Raw genomic sequence first — 14,971 nt, forward strand, 5'->3', positions numbered from 1 at the left:
CAGGACAGGACTAGTCCTCACCCGCTGCCGACGGATCATCGCCCCGGGTGTTCGCAATCGGAACCGACGTGGCACGACACGCGGGTTGTGAACACCTCGCGGGTGAACGGTCGTCGTCGTGTGCGCGTCCGGAAGTCGACCTTGTGTGCCACCGCCCACATCGGAATAGTGGGCGCCCCATCCTCCGTGTTCCGGACACCCCACTTGTCCGTGCACGGCCCCACAGGAGGTCGAAGTTGAAGCACCGACGCATATCCAGCAAGCGCGTGGCGATGGCCGGATCGGCCGTCCTCGCTCTGGTCGCAGCAGGAGTGACGTTCCAGACTGCGAACGCCAGTGAAGCCGTACCGCAGTTCGACGCGCGGACCGTCAACGCCCACTCGGCCGGAACTCTCGCTGCCAGCCTGGACAAGAAGCTGGGCGGCGACGCGGCGGGCGCGTACTACGACGCCAAGGCCAAGAACCTCGTCGTCAACGTCGTGGACGAGGCGGCGGCCGAGCAGGTCCGCCAGGCCGGTGGCAAGGCCAGACTGGTACAGAACACGCTCGCCGAGCTGAAGGACGCCCGCCAGACCCTCTCCGACAAGGCGACCATCCCGGGCACCTCCTGGGCCGTCGACCCGGTCAGCAACAAGATGGTCGTCACTGCGGACCGTACGGTCGACGGCGCGGCCTGGGACAAGCTCAGCAAGGTGGTCGAGGGCCTCGGCTCCAAGGCCGAGCTGAAGAAGTCGGACGGGGAGTTCAAGCCCCTCATCGCGGGCGGCGAGGCCATCTGGGGCGGCACCGGACGTTGCTCGCTCGGCTTCAACGTGGTCAAGGACGGCGAGCCGTACTTCCTGACCGCCGGGCACTGCACCGAGGGGATCAGCAGCTGGTCCGACACGCAGGGCGGCTCGGAGATCGGCGCCAACGAGGGCTCCAGCTTCCCGGACAACGACTACGGCCTGGTCAAGTACACCTCGGACGTGGCGCACCCCAGCGAGGTGGACCTCTACGACGGCTCCACACAGGCGATCACCAAGGCGGGCGAAGCGACCGTCGGCATGACGGTGACCCGCAGTGGCTCCACCACCCAGGTCCACGACGGTGAGGTCACCGCCCTGGACGCCACCGTCAACTACGGCAACGGCGACATCGTCAACGGCCTCATCCAGACCACGGTCTGCGCCGAGCCCGGTGACAGCGGCGGCTCGCTCTTCTCGGGCGACACCGCGATCGGCCTGACCTCGGGCGGCAGCGGCGACTGCTCCGCCGGCGGCGAGACGTTCTTCCAGCCGGTGCCCGAGGCGCTGGCGGCGTACGGCGCCGAGATCGGCTGACCCACGGTTCCGGCTCCTGACGGCCGGCGAGCCCGCCCCTCCGCGCGAGGGGCGGGCTTTCCGTATCTCTCGCCTCCCCGCTGCCGTCAGCCCGTCAGCCCGCCTGCCGAGAGCCGGTCGCCGATGTCGTCCGCGAGCCGCTCGCCGAGCGCGTCGGCCTTGGTCAGCAACTGCCTGAAGGCGGTGAGGCGCCGGAACACCTCTGCGTAGGAGCCCTGTTCCTCCAGCGGCAGCTGGAGGACGTGAAGGCGCCTGATGTCGACTCGGGACGAGCTCGAGGCGTGCGTACCGGCCTGGCGGCCGTTGGACGGGGCGCGCAGGCAGCCGGCCAGGAAATGAGCGTTCAGCTTCGCGGGCTCGACCCGCAGGACGTACAGCTGAGGCCCCAGGGCGACCGGTGGCCCTTCGTGCACCCACGCCCTGAACGCGCGGACGACCCCGGCGACCACGACATCCCCCTCCTCGGCCACGGTCGGGCCGGCACCGCGGGCGACCTCGGTGCTCGGACTTCCGTCCATCAGCAGATCGGCGACGGTGAGCAGGGGCAGACCCGCGTCACGGTGGGAAGACACCGTGGCGTCCGCCGGCTGTTGTCCGGCGCGCAGGGTGAGGGCGCCGGCCTTCACGAGGTCGCCCACCGTGGTCGTCGTGCGGGAATCAGTCTCGGAGAGTCCGAGCTTCGACAACTGTTGCGTCAGCTCGGTCAGTTGACCGAGAGATCCGGTCAGCTCGACCCAGGAAGCCGCCAGCTCGACGCCCGACGGGTCGCCGCCCGCAGAGGTGTAGCGCCCCGGAGTGACGTCCACCTCGTCGTCCAGCAGGTCGAGCAGCGGGATCCGGACGGCGCCGTCCGGGAGCTCCCCGTCCGGTGCGTCGAGCTGCGAGACGGCGGACAGCACGAAGTCGTTCAGCGTGCCCCAGTCGGGTCCCTGCTCGCGCCCACCGGGCTTGGCGAGCCGCGTCGCGTCGACCAGGAGGGCGTCCTGAGCGACCGGGCCCGCCGGGCCGGGAGCGTGCGGGGCCGCACGCAGGACCCACAGCTGGAGCGAGACGCTGTGCGGCTGTGCGCAGCCCGGCGGAAGGGCGACGACCGCCCGCAGTATCCCGGTACGCAGCAGCGACCCCCGGATGCGGCGGCCCGCCTTGCGGGACGCGACGGCCGGAGGCAGGACGATGACGGCGGTGCCGCCGGGCCTCAGATGCGTCAGCAGGTGCTGGACCCAGGCCAGCTCGGGTTCGGTTCGTGGCGGCAGCCCGTGCGTCCAGCGCTGGTCGGTGGCCAGCTCCTCGTAGCCCCAGTCGCGTTCGTTGAACGGCGGGTTGCACAGTGCGATGTCGGCCCCCAGCCCTGCGAACGGATCGGCTCGCAGCGCGTCGGCCGTCACGATCTCCGTACGCACGTCCGTCCGGCCCTCTGCCGCGAAGCCGAGGCGGGCTGTGGCGAGTGCGGCAAGCGCCGGATCGCGTTCACATCCGACCAGTGTCAGCTCCGGGCCGGTGTACTCCTCCGCTGCCGCTACCGGCAGATGCCCCGTACCGCACGCCGGATCGAAGACCGTCAGGCTTCCGGAGCTCTCACCGAGTCGTGCGTCGAGGGCGATCCGGGCCATGAGCGACGCCAGGGGCGCGGGTGTGGTGCTGAGCTGGCGAACGTGTGTGTCCAGCCACCGCTGCAACAGGAACTCGAACGTCTCGCGCGGTCCGTCGCTCCGTCCCAGCCTGGCGGCCTCACCGGCCAGCTCCCGCGCCTCCTCGGAGAGGTCCGCCAGGGTGGAACGGGCTCGCGGGGAGCGCATCCTGCGGGCCGCCTCGGCGATGGCGTGTCCCGATGTGTCCCTGCTGCCGAGTGCTTCGAACCGGGGCCACAGAAATTCGCGGCCGGCGACATCGTGCAGTTTGCCGTTGTCCCGCAGCCATTGCTCCACCTCGGACAGCGAGAACTGGGGACTCACGTCCGTGCCGCCGATGCGGGACGGGAACGAGTCGTGACGGCGGCGCCAGTTGCTGACCGCCGCACGACCCACGCCGGCGATCCGGGCGATCTCGGCGAGACTGACCGGTACGGCGTTGGTTGTGCGCATTCGAGGGTCTCCGGGTCCTTGGCGGGCCGGGCGGGTCGGCGTTCCGGCGGCCTCAGTCATGGCAGGCTACTACGCTCATTGACTTTGTTCACAGGTCGAACCCTTGATGTTGCCGTGTAGGGAATGTCGAGGCTTGGGGATATGGGTGCATTCGCACCGGGCCGGTTCCCGAAGCGCGGGAAGTGGGGTGCCTCCGCCGTGGACCGCGCCCCACGACGCGCTGGGCTTGAAGTGGCGGCCGCGGGTGGGGGCGTGTCTGAAGCAGGGCGGCGGCGACCGCCAGGCGCACCCGCTGACACACGTAGATGATGGCTGCGAACACCGTCTCATCAGGCACGTTCTGTGTTCCGCAGCCCTGCGGCCGTGTCCGTTGCTCCGGAATCAGTGGCTTGACGATCTCTCACAGGCCGCCGGGCACGAGCCAGCTCCACGTTCCCCGCCCCATGCCGGGACAACGTCCGCCTCACCACGTAGGACACGGTCTCGGAACTGGTCTCATTTGGCGTGATCGTCGCTACGCCGGGGGCATGGACCTGGTTCAGCGGCTGGTGCCGGGTGGGCTATGGGAGCTGTTCCAGCGGGTCGTGGACATCCTTGTGGCCGGGACTTCCGGGAGTTGAGGTGCCGGGCCGCACGTGGTGGGCTCGGGGGCGAAGGCCGCTGCCGGCTCAACCTTCCGAGGGCTCGTCGCGAGGCTCCCCCTGGGTCGGCGTTGCGTGCGCGTCAGCGTCCCCGGTCGCCGATTCGGCCTCCTCCGGGCCCTTTCTCCCGGCCGCATCCTTCTTCTTCGCCTGACCGGGCGGTTGAAAGGAGGGCTGGGGCGCGTGGCCCTTTCCCGGTGGCGCTCCCGAAGTGTCTTTGTCTCGTGGCGAGGCCGCCCGGCCGGCTGACCCGTGGGCGTCCGCGCTGTCAGCGGGTGCGTCATTCGAGCTGCGGGACGTGACGGGGAGGCCTTGCCGGGGTACGCCGCCGGGACGGGTGTCGACGGAGGTGCTGTGGCCCGAGGACGGCGCCGCTGGAGCGGTAGTAGCCGGCGCAGTCTTCTGTGCTGTGTTGCCAGGTGTATTCATCGCGTCGCTGGGGGTGCCGGTGACCCCGGTGGTGACAGTGCCGTTGTCTTGCGGTGCGGAGCTGCCGGTGCCGGTGACGGCGACCGCGGTCGCCACGGCAACGGTGAGCGCGGCGGCCGTGCCGACTACGAGGAGACGTCTCCGCGCGGGCGGGCGTGGGCGTGTGTCGGGCATCGCGGTGATCGGATTCGCGTGTGTGTGCCCGGCCGTCGGTGACGGCTGCTGGGCAGCGACGAGAGTCGTGGCCGGCGTCGATGGGGCGAGGGACATGGGGGCCGTGTCTGCCACTGCGGTCAGTGCGTGGGCACAGTCGCGGGCCGGTGGCCGATCCTGCTCGTCCAGGGCCGTCATGTTCCGCAACAGGCGGCTCAGTTGTTCTGGCAGTTCATGAGGCAGGTCGGGGCGACGATGCAGTCGTGCGATCGCGGCCTCAAGAGGACCGCCGTCGTACTCGAGCCTTCCCGTGAGGCATTCGAGGAGTACCAGACCGAGGGCGTAGATGTCCGCCGGTCGACCGACGGGTCGGCCGAGGACCTGCTCGGGAGAAAGGTAGGCGGGCGTGCCCATGAGCGTGCCGGTGGCGGTGCGGGTGGTTGTGTCCAGACGTCGAGAGATGCCGAAGTCGGCCAGGTAGGGCCGGTCGGCATCGTCCAGGAGGATGTTGGAGGGTTTGACGTCTCGATGGACGATTCCCGCATCGTGTGCGTGACCCAGCGCCTGGGCGAGGCCCGCTCCGAGTGCGGCAGTGGCGTCCGGTGGCAGCGGGCCTGCGGCGATGCGCTCCTTCAGCGTGGTCCCTTGGACCAGCTGCATGACCAGGAAGGTACGTCCGTCGTGCTGCCCGGCGTCGAAGGCGGCAACGAGTCCGGGGTGGTGGAGCCGGGCCAGGATCAGCCCTTCGCCGACCAAGGTCTCCTCCCCGCCGGTGCAGGCGTCGGGCCGGAAGATCTTGACCGCGACCTGTCGTCTCAGCCGCAGATCGAACCCGCGGTACACATCCGCGGCGCCGCCCGATCCGAGGAGGCCGTCCAAACGGTACCGGCCGCTCAGCACCTCTGCCGAACACCGGGAAGCTGTGGTCTGAGCGAAGTCGCGCAGCCTCATTCCCACTCCCTCTGCATCGAAGGGCTCGCACCCTTGGCGAGTCCGGGACGACGCCCATCCCGACGCGGGTACCCACGAGGAGCTGGATTAGCCTCACGCCCTCGCAGGCGCAGCCGACCGGCTCCTGGTGGGGACGTTCGCCGCGGTGACCGTGACCAGCCATGACCAAGGCGTTGCCGGACTCCGGCGATCTCCCCGACCTGGCCCAGCACAGTCTCGATCTGCGCGGGAGAGTGGCGGGCGCCTCGGTCGACGCGGCGGCGTCAGACGGAGAAGGAGTCGAGCCGTGCAGCGTGGTGGGGATCCCCCTGGGGACGAACCTGGGCACGGTGACGGAGGGCGGTCGGCGGCCCCGGGCCCACACCGGTGCCGGGCTCCTCTCGGCCCTGCAGCTCCCAGGGCCCGGTCGAGCGCACGGGGCCCTGGGGCGCGATCTCACGGGTGAGGCGGTGTCGAAATGCCGAGATCCTGACGCATGGCGAGTTGCATCGCCGTGATCGCGCCCCACATCTGGATCAGGAAGGAGTGCGTCTCCTGCCACTTCCGCTGGTCGGGCCCACCGTCCTCGGCCAGCGCTTCCATGAGCTTCTTGGCCTCCGCGAGCGCCACACGGACCTCTTGGCAGGGCTGTAGGACGTCGTCGGGGACGAGCATCTGTGCCTGGGCGTAGGTGTCCTGGAACTCGACCCGGGCCACCTCTGTCGCAGGGTCCGGGTCTGTTCCGGAACGTACCGCGTAGAGGTCTGCCATCATCTGGAACCGATACCGTCGGGCACCGGAGTTCAGAGCGACGTAGATGTCACGCCGACGCTCCAGGTTCGCCTGGGCGGCGTCGATGTGCCGCTCGGTCCGGTCGGCGCGCTGCTGGAGCTCGAACTCCTGGCGCCGTGAGCGCGAGGTCACCCACGCGGTGGTGACCGGGGCCAGCAGGGTGCCGGCCACGCCCACTACGGCGACCAGTAACGCTATGACTCCCGTGCTCATCTCTCCCCCTGGAACGTCGTGGCCCGCGTCTGGCGGTCACTCCCTCCGGGCCCCGCCCCGGTGGCGTGGTGGCAAGCGTGTTGCCGCCACGGAGCTGACCTCCGGTGAGGAACACACTCAGACGTCCGGGGCGGGCGGTCAAGGTCGCCTGCCGAAAGGGGCTGCCGCCGACGGGTCGGCGTTCGTACGGTTCACCGGGGCGTGCCGCATGCCGTGACCCGTACAACGGCCCTGCCTGGGCCAAGACGGTCTGGGCGGAAGTGACGACAGCGGAGACCTGGTGACAGGTCAGAAGCACCTACGGGTTCGTGACGCTTCCGGGAGCCCCACGAGCGTGGGGCTCCCGGAACCGCGTCCTACTGCCAGGTCGCGGTGTCCGGGTCGATGCCGTGAGCGCGTGCACCGGCGTCGACGATTCGGCGGAACCAGGTGGCGAGACCGGGACGGATACCGTCGTAGTGGGCGGCGAATGCCGGATCGGCCTCATACATACGGCCGAGACAGACCTGCATCTGCCTGGAGAGCGGAAAGTACGAGTCGAATACTTCGCGGTGCCTGTCGACGAGTTGATTCGCCTCCGGGCTGCCGGGTGCGACTCCGGCGTCCATCGCGTCCGCGAGAGCGCGGTCGAGGCCCGCGACGGCATCGGCGATGCTCTGCCACTCCTCCGGACCGCGGGAGGCCGAGCGTTCGGCGTACTGCAGCCATTGCGTCGTGTCTCCGTAGCGCTGACGTGCTCGGGCGGGCCAGTCCGGGTTCCACCGGGGGCCGAAGATCGCGGTCTGCTGCTCGATGGTCAGCAGCAGGCCGTGCTCGTGGGCGTCGATCATCCGGCCGAGTCCGGTGTCGAGGTGCTGGAGGCGCTCGATGCGTTCAGCGACCTGGGTGCGCTGTGCGCGCAACGCACCGGGCACGTCCACGGCCGGGTCGTCCAGGACGGCCCGAATCCTGCCCAGGCCGAGACCGAGCTCGCGGTAGACGACGATGCGCTGCAGCCGTTCCAGATCACCAGCGGTGTAGAGCCGGTATCCGGCAGTCGTGCGCAGCGACGGACGCGCCAGGCCGATCTCGTCCCAGTGGTGCAGAGCGCGGACCGTCACACCCAGACGCGCCGAGACCTGGCCCACGGTCAGGCCGTCGGCGTCAGTGGTATCAGGCATGCTCCCCATTGTCGTCGCGGACGACGGCCGGTGGAGTGATCCCCATGGCTTCAAGGTTCCGTGCCTCCTGACTGGCGGGGTCGAAGGGCTTGGCCGCGGTGAGGACGACCCGCGCGTTCTCGGGGGTGATCACCTCCACGTCGCGGGTGTTCCAGGGAGTGTCCCGTGGACCGTCGACCGAGTCCGGGCGCAAGGCACGACAGGCCTCGACAAGGGAGTCGACCTGGCTGAGCACGCACGAGAAACTGACGCTCATCGCCTGCGCCCGCTCCGGAACGCCCGCCGCCTGGACGAGAAGTACGTCCTGGAACGCCCACCGGCGCAGATGCACGAGCCTGCCGGGCACGCTGAACAGGTCGAAGAACCCGAGGCCGCGAGTCCAGAAGTCCACCGATGCCTCCATATCGTTCGTGGGGATCGTCACGAACGCGGGCATGCCGTAGATGCCACGGAAAAGCTCCGGCGGAACCGCATCCGGGCCGGGAGCGGGCACGGGGCTTGTCTCGAACGCGTTGTAGTAGTCGCTCATGCACCCAGCCTTCAGCCTCACGCGACTTGAGGGTCAAGCCGGCCCGTGAATCGCGTCCCCACTCGCTTCCCTCGGACCCCACAGGCCCTCACGGAGTCGGCGCGGACACCATCCGTACTGCCGCCACCAGGATCAGGACGCAGGGGATCAGACACCACCGTCGTCGTAGGTGCACCAGCGAGACGAATGCCACCGTGACGGCGGCGGCCAGCAGTTCGGTTGCCACGCCGAGCCCCGCCAGGGCCCGTACCGTGCCGGTGACGTTCGAGTCCCACGGGCCCTCGGACTCGGCGAGAAGGGCGTTCAGCAGGAAGAAGCCGCCGACAGCGTGCAGCACCAGAAGGAGAGCGACGCACAGAGCCGTGGCGATCGCCTTCGTCGTCGACCTTCGAGCCGGCGGCTCGATCTCGTGCTCAGTCACGCAGGGCCTGCCTCACCTCGTGTGCGGGGACACCGACTTCACGCCTGACCGGCGGAAACCGGGCGAGTGTACTCGGTACGACAACAGCTCGACGCTGCCCCGGGCGGGTCGGCCGTGCGTGCACAGTGGGGGACGGCACCGGTGGACAAGCGGTCGGGCGGCCCCGGTATGCTCCTCGACCCTCGTCACCCAGGTCGCTTCCCACTGTGACACCGCGCGGAAGGCGCTGGGGTCATGCCGCCAGGCGGGCGCCGCGGCGCCAGATGGCGCGGGTGTTGAGGGTGTCGCCGATGTTGCTGATCGGGTCGCCGTCGACCAGCAGAAGGTCGGCGCGGAGCCCCTCGGCGATGCGGCCCCGGTCGCCGAGGCGGAAGCGGCGGGCTGTGGTCGCCGTGGCCGCGCGCAGGGCCCGTGCGGGCGTGAGGCCGGCCGCCACGAGGTACTGCAGTTCGTGATGCAGGCTCGCCCCGTGCGCCAGGCCCCCGAAGAACGTCTCGGGCATGGAGACGTCGGTGCCGGCCAGCACGTCGACGCCGGCCGCGTCCAGGGCGCGCACGGTGTCGTACACGTCGTCGAGCTTGCCCTGGGGGTAGCGGTTGTAGCTGGACCGCAGGGTCCGGTCCCACTTGCTGTCGAGGCGTGCGGCGACCCGGGGGTCGTCGGCGAGTTCGCTGCCGGTCTTCCCCATCATCGAGGCATTGAGACTGATGCAGGGAATGACGAACATGCCCGCGTCCCTGACGAGGCTGATGATCTCGGCGGTGTGCGGCTGGTCCATGAACACGTGGGTGACGCCGTCGACACCGGCTTCGGCGGCCATCCTGGTGGCCTCCACGGTCAGCGCGTGGGCCACGGTGAGGGCGCCGTACTTCTTGGCTTCGGCCACACCGGCGGTCACGGTGGCCTGGTCGAGCGAGGGCAGCCCGGGGTGTCCCTCCACGCTGCCGTCGTCGATCATGAACTTGATGAAGTCGGATCCCCGGGCGAGGAGCTGGGGCACGAACGCAGCCGCTTCCTCGGGAGTGGTGGAGAACGGCATCAGCGGCATCACCGGCGGGAGATCCCACTTCGGCCGGAAGCCCTCGGGCATCAGCTCGCTCGGGTGACCACCGGGCGGTGTGATGGCAAAACCGGAAGAGCGCACGTCAGCCAGGGTGTCGTCGTCGGTGACGGATCCCCGGTTCTCCCGGGTGTTCATCCCCTGCATCTCCAGTTCGGTCGTCACCCCGAACCGCAGGGCGAGGGCCAGGGAGCCCGGAGCGGAGTGGACATGGGCGTCGATGAGTCCCGGCAGCAGTGTGGCGCCACCGCCGTCGACGATCTCGCTGTCCCGGGGAGCGTCGCCACCGACACGAGCGATCCTCCCGCCGTCGATGACCACGGTCTGCACGCCGACCGTCTTCTCCCCGTCGAAGACCTGCGCGTTGGTGATCGCGGTGAGCGCCATGGCGATCCGCCTCGTTTCCTCACTCGTCCGATTTTTACATACCTGATGCTATGTACTTATCCAGTGGTATGCAAATGTGTGGACCGGGCCTAGACTCGGTCGCATGAGCAGCGCGTCTTTCTCCGAGCGGCATTCCGACGACCTGGCGCTGGACCAGATCGGACCGGCGCTGTCACGTCTGCGACGGCGCGCACCGGCATCGAACAAGGACCTCTCCCGCAACCTCGTGCTCAATGTGATCGCCGACGCGCCGGGCGAGATGACCGTCGGTGGCCTCGCTGCCGAGATGGGCGTCGCCCAGCCGGTGGCGAGCCGGACCGTCGCCGCCTGTATGGGGGAAGGGCTGCTGCGCCGGGCGGCGTCCCAGTCCGACGGGCGCCGCACCGTGCTCGAACTCACCGAGTACGGCGAGGCGGAACGCAACCGCTTCGCCGCTGAACAGCGAAAAGCGTTCCAGGAGATCACCGCTGCCTGGTCGCCGGAGGAGCGGATCCAGTTCGCGCGCCTCCTGGCTCGATACGGGACCGACGCCACCGCATGGTCCAGGAAACAGGCCGCGAGCCGCGACTGAACGAGTGACGACCCGATATCGAATCACGGCCAGGGGTCCGGGCGCCGATCGCTCCGACGGGCGATCCACGGATCCGGACCGCCGGCGGATCGCGCCGGGATCGGCAGGTGCCGCGGCGCGCACCTGCGTTCCGGGGAGAACGTACGAGTGTCTGTCCGGCCGGATGTCCACCTGGAGACGCCTGTGGTGCTGAACGTGACGCCCGATTGCCGTGGTTCGTGGGAGGCGGCCGTGCTCCGGCTGCTCGGTGACCCCTACAACTTCGTGGCCGCCGGCCCCCGGCTCCACGAGGACTGGGCGCACGACGTCCTCGCCGTGCTGCGCCGCTCGGTCCCCGACCCCCGCGGGTGGGCCGGGCTGGACCGGGACCGTGACAACACGGCCCGCCACGAGGTGCCCGCCTACCCCTTCGAGCCGCCGGCCGCCTCGGAGTTCCCCGGATGCCTGCACCCTCTGGCGACGGAGGCGGCGGTCGCCGCGCTCGCCGTCATGGCCGAGGAGTGGCAGGCGGAGTTCGCCCCGGTCCGCTCCCGCCCGGACCGGGACGCCGTCCTGGCCGACGCGCGGACCCTGCTCGACCGGTACGGGCCCACCGCGGGCTACTGGACCAACGCCACTGCCGCCGCCTCGGACCCTGCCCCTGACTTCCTCGCCGCGGGCCTGCGGGGGACCGAATCCCGTCTCTTCCTCACGGGGGAGTACATCAACGGCCTCGACCTGTTCGACGACCTGGGGCTGATCGCGGTGAACGATGACGAGGTCGGCGTCTTCTGGTCGTTCGGGGCGTACTGAGCCGACCGGGCGGGCGGCGGAGCGCGGGTCGGCCCTCCGGCCCTCCGGCCGCCCGGTGGTTCGAAGCGCCGGGAGGTTCTTCCCGCATCGCCCGGGCGGGGGCCGCGGGGCCGTGTGCGCCAGGGGTCCCAGCCCCTGGCGTACACGCTGGGCTACGGCGTGACCGTCATGCCCGAGGCCCGTCGGCCGACCCGGGGTGAGACGGTCAGGCGGCCTGGGGGAGCCCCTCGGGGGTCGTCTTGGCCGGTGCGACGCCGAAGATGTCCACGGCGTGGTAGTACGTCCATGCCGTGCTGTTGCACGAGGTCAGTTTGGCGCCGGTGTAGGCGGCGCACACGCGTTTGAGGTCCGAGTAGAACGCGGAGTCGATGCGGGACTTGTTCGCGGGGAACGTGCCGGCGGCCTTGTAGTTGCGGTAGCCGAAGTCGTGGCGGGCGCAGGCCGTCTGGAAGGGGAAGCCGAACGGGTTGTCGGGGGAGGTGCTGCAGTAGTCCGTCGACCAGTTGAAGCCGTAGGCGGACCAAGCGCCCTGGTTGTTGCGGGCGGAGTTCCACGCGTTGTAGCTGGAGGCGCTCGTCTGGGTCCAGGAGCTGAGGACCTGCGGCTTGTCCGAGGGGGCCGCCGAAGCGGAGACCGCAGGTACGAGGACGAGCGGGAGCGACATGGCAACCGCGGTGAGGGGGACGGCGAATCTACGACGCATGAGCAACCTCCGTTGGATGAAAGGGGGTTGTGCTGGATGCACTCCTCGCGGGTCTCGCGAGGCTGCTCACAGAATGACGTCATGTACCTGCCATTACTAGCGTCTTCGCCGGTTGATCGTCAGCTGGTCGCCGTTCGGTCGCCCGGAGTTCGGCCGCGCCTCGGGTGGTGGGCGGCCGGAAGGTCTCACCCGGAGGGCCCCGTAGATGACCGTGGCGTGCCGGTCCGAGGTGCCGGTCGCACGGCGCGGGCCCCGTGCCGCCCCCGGGGAAAACCCGTGCGTGGTGGGCCGGGTGCCGTTAAAATCCTGCGCATGAACTTCCTTCAGATCTACGGCTGACACCGGACGGGGCGGCGTCCCCGTTCCCGTGCCGCGCACCCGTGCGCGCTCCCGGCAGGACGTGCCCCGGGTGGCGGCGCGCCGGTCCGGTGTGTCCTTCTCGCCGTATACCTGAATCGAGTGATCCTCCATGTCCCGTCGCCGTGCCCACATCGCGATGATCGGCATCCCGATCGTCAGCCATGTCCTGCCGAGCCTCGAGATCCTGCGTGAGCTGGTGGCCCGCGGCCACCGGGTGACGTATGCCGACGACCCCGCCATGGCGGACCGGATCACGGCCACCGGTGCCGAGTTCGTCCCCTACCCATCCGTCCTGCCGTTCGCCGACAACGACTGGCCCTCCGAGCCGATCGCCGCGATGGACCTCTTCCTCGACGAGGCCGTCCAGGCACTGCCGCACCTGCGCGCCGCCTACGACCAGGACAGGGCGGACCTCTACCTGTACGACATCGGCGCCTACGCGGCACGCGCCCTCGCGGAGTCGCAGGGCAGGCCGGTCCTTCAGCTCTCCCCGACCTTCGTGGCCTGGGACGGCTACGCCGAGGACGTGGCGGCGGCGCTGTGGAAGCTGCCCGGCGCCGACGTGTACCGGGCGAAGTTCGCGCGGTGGCTCGCCGTGTCCGGGGCGACCACCACGGACGTCGACGCCTTCTCCGGACGGCCGTCGAGGGCCCTGGCGACGATCCCGAGGGCCATGCAGCCGCACGCGGACCGGGTCGACAGCGACGCGGTGTCGTTCGTCGGCCCCTGCTTCGGCCCACGCGCGGGCCGGGACACCTGGACCCGGCCGGCCGGCGCGGAGAACGTGCTGCTGGTCTCCCTGGGCTCGGCGTACACCAAGCAGCCGGACTTCTACCGCCGGTGCCTGGACGCGTACGGCGACCTGGCGGGCTGGCACGTCGTGCTCCAGATCGGAAAATACACGGACCCGGACGCCTTGGGCGACATCCCGGGCAACGTCGAGGTGCACTCCTGGGTGCCCCAACTGGCGATCCTGGAGCAGGCCGACGCGTTCGTCACCCACGCGGGGATGGGCGGCAGCGGTGAAGGGCTGTACACCGGTGTCCCGATGATCGCCGTCCCGCAGGGCGCCGAGCAGTTCATGAACGCGGACCGGCTGGTCGAGCTCGGCGTGCCCGCCGCATCGACACGGCGGACGCCACCGCCGTGGCGCTGCGCACCGCGCTCACCGAGCTCGTCACCGACCCCGAGGTCGCCCGGCGCTCGGCGCGGCTCCGTGCCGACGTCCGGGCGGCGGGCGGTACCGCCCGGGCCGCTGATCTCGTCGAGGAGATGCTGGGCTGACCGTCGGTCTCAGGCGAGGCTCGAGCCGTTCCCGGGGGAGGCTGCCGTGCCCCCGGGAGTGGCGGCCCGCCGTGTTCCGTCCCCTTCCCGGCGACGCATCGACAGCAGCAGGGTGAGCGCCGTGCCGACGACCGCCCAGGCGGAGAGCACCAGCAGGGGCCCGGTCACCGCGTTGCCCTTGAAGTACGCGATCGAGCGGGCCGTCCAGGTGCCCGCGCCGGGTGGCAGGGCGGGGCCGATGGCCCGCCAGAAGTCCGGCAGCATCGGCAGCGGGAAGGCGCCGCCCGCGCTCGGGTTGCCCGCGATCACGATGATGAGGACGGCCAGGCCGATGCCGACGATGCCGGTGAGCGCCTCCAGGGCGAGTGTGATCATTCCGACCGAGAACACGACCAGGGCGCCCAGCCCGGCCAGCGCCCACACGCTGCCCGGGAGCGCGCCTAGGACCGGGCCGATGATGACCGCGCCGCCGATGCCGCCCGCGATCGAGTACAGCGCCATGGCCCCGGTGCGGATCACCGCGCGCTGCCGGTTGGCGGGCTTGGTACCCGCGCTGATCGCCAGGATCGAGGCGCAGAGGTAGCCGCCGACGCACCAGCCCACGACCAGGTAGAACGACGAGAGGCCGTCGAAGTCGTCCGGGGAGGCGGGGGCCACGTCCACGGCCCGTACCGTGCGCTGCCGGGGCCCCTCCGCTTCCTTGATGATCTTTGTCAGCGAGGTGGCCAGCACGGTGCCGCCGCCGGAGGCGACGAGCACGGTGTCCGTCGACCCGGAGGGGCTGACGATCAGGGCGCCGTCGATGTCGCGGTTCTCGATCTGCCGGCGCGCCTCGGCCTCGTCGGAGACCGCGCGCGGGTCGAGCGGGCCGCCGGGCAGGTTCCCCAGCTGGGTGACGAGCTGCCCCGACACCTGCTGCGGGGCGACGACCCCGAAGGGGACGTCCGTCGGGTCCGGCCTGTGCAGCGCGCCGACGTAGGAGGCGATGAACAGCAGCTGCAGTCCCAGTACGCCGATGACCAGCAGGGCGGCGCGTGCGGTGACGGCGTTCTTCACCTCGTCAGCGAAAGTCATGCCCCCACGGTCCGGGCAGGACGCTGTTCGTGCAGGCGGGGGCGGGCCGAATGGCGGAGGAGTGGCCGC

At 70.4% G+C, this 14,971-nt stretch carries 12 protein-coding genes and 2 pseudogenes; 4 read left to right on the top strand and 10 right to left on the bottom strand.

Annotated elements, in window-relative coordinates; genetic code table 11:
• The first annotated feature begins 236 nt into the window (after positions 1 to 236).
• Positions 237 to 1,322, top strand: a complete 1,086-nt coding sequence (locus JOC24_RS27320; RefSeq protein WP_205023067.1) for a S1 family peptidase — start codon at positions 237 to 239, stop codon at positions 1,320 to 1,322.
• An 86-nt stretch (positions 1,323 to 1,408) separates the two neighbouring features.
• On the opposite strand, the gene JOC24_RS27325 is transcribed toward JOC24_RS27320, so the two are convergent.
• The 8 genes and pseudogenes from JOC24_RS27325 to JOC24_RS27360 all read right to left on the bottom strand — a co-directional run bounded on the left by JOC24_RS27325 (position 1,409) and on the right by JOC24_RS27360 (position 10,118).
• Complete coding sequence (locus JOC24_RS27325; protein WP_205023068.1) at positions 1,409 to 3,403, bottom strand: N-6 DNA methylase; 1,995 nt, start codon at positions 3,401 to 3,403, stop codon at positions 1,409 to 1,411.
• 198 nt (positions 3,404 to 3,601) lie between these two features.
• A pseudogene (locus JOC24_RS27330) lies at positions 3,602 to 3,800 on the bottom strand (transposase); the annotation flags it as partial.
• Positions 3,801 to 4,071: 271 nt separating this feature from the next.
• Positions 4,072 to 5,577, bottom strand: a complete 1,506-nt coding sequence (locus JOC24_RS27335; protein ID WP_205023069.1) for a serine/threonine-protein kinase — start codon at positions 5,575 to 5,577, stop codon at positions 4,072 to 4,074.
• A gap of 435 nt (positions 5,578 to 6,012) precedes the next feature.
• Positions 6,013 to 6,561, bottom strand: coding sequence for a hypothetical protein (locus tag JOC24_RS27340; protein ID WP_239581064.1), 549 nt, complete (start codon positions 6,559 to 6,561; stop codon positions 6,013 to 6,015).
• A gap of 356 nt (positions 6,562 to 6,917) precedes the next feature.
• Entirely contained in the window at positions 6,918 to 7,721 is an 804-nt protein-coding gene (locus JOC24_RS27345; protein WP_205023070.1) for a MerR family transcriptional regulator, read from the bottom strand.
• Entirely contained in the window at positions 7,714 to 8,250 is a 537-nt protein-coding gene (locus JOC24_RS27350) for a VOC family protein (RefSeq protein ID WP_205023071.1), read from the bottom strand. The genes JOC24_RS27345 and JOC24_RS27350 overlap by 8 nt, the downstream gene beginning before the upstream one ends.
• Positions 8,251 to 8,338: 88 nt before the next feature.
• Positions 8,339 to 8,671, bottom strand: coding sequence for a hypothetical protein (locus JOC24_RS27355; RefSeq protein ID WP_205023072.1), 333 nt, complete (start codon positions 8,669 to 8,671; stop codon positions 8,339 to 8,341).
• A gap of 232 nt (positions 8,672 to 8,903) precedes the next feature.
• Positions 8,904 to 10,118: an amidohydrolase family protein gene (locus JOC24_RS27360; protein WP_205023073.1), complete on the bottom strand. Its 1,215-nt coding sequence runs from the start codon at positions 10,116 to 10,118 to the stop codon at positions 8,904 to 8,906.
• A 103-nt stretch (positions 10,119 to 10,221) separates the two neighbouring features.
• On the opposite strand from JOC24_RS27360, the gene JOC24_RS27365 reads away from it, so the two are divergent.
• Positions 10,222 to 10,689 (top strand): MarR family winged helix-turn-helix transcriptional regulator, encoded by a 468-nt coding sequence (locus JOC24_RS27365; RefSeq protein ID WP_205023074.1) that lies wholly within the window; start codon positions 10,222 to 10,224, stop codon positions 10,687 to 10,689.
• A 171-nt stretch (positions 10,690 to 10,860) separates the two neighbouring features.
• Complete coding sequence (locus tag JOC24_RS27370) at positions 10,861 to 11,481, top strand: hypothetical protein (protein WP_307792767.1); 621 nt, start codon at positions 10,861 to 10,863, stop codon at positions 11,479 to 11,481.
• Between the two features lie 205 nt (positions 11,482 to 11,686).
• On the opposite strand, the gene JOC24_RS27375 is transcribed toward JOC24_RS27370, so the two are convergent.
• Complete coding sequence (locus JOC24_RS27375) at positions 11,687 to 12,184, bottom strand: phospholipase (protein WP_205023075.1); 498 nt, start codon at positions 12,182 to 12,184, stop codon at positions 11,687 to 11,689.
• Positions 12,185 to 12,653: 469 nt separating this feature from the next.
• On the opposite strand from JOC24_RS27375, the pseudogene JOC24_RS27380 reads away from it, so the two are divergent.
• Positions 12,654 to 13,828: pseudogene (locus JOC24_RS27380) on the top strand (macrolide family glycosyltransferase).
• A 9-nt stretch (positions 13,829 to 13,837) separates the two neighbouring features.
• Here JOC24_RS27380 and JOC24_RS27385 read toward each other — a convergent pair.
• Positions 13,838 to 14,902 carry a DUF3533 domain-containing protein gene (locus JOC24_RS27385; RefSeq protein WP_205023076.1) on the bottom strand — a complete coding sequence of 355 codons (1,065 nt, stop codon included), beginning with the start codon at positions 14,900 to 14,902 and terminating at the stop codon, positions 13,838 to 13,840.
• Positions 14,903 to 14,971: the final 69 nt, after the last annotated feature.

The sequence above is a fragment of the Streptomyces sp. HB132 genome (assembly GCF_016909575.1).
In the GTDB taxonomy this organism is placed as follows: domain Bacteria; phylum Actinomycetota; class Actinomycetes; order Streptomycetales; family Streptomycetaceae; genus Streptomyces.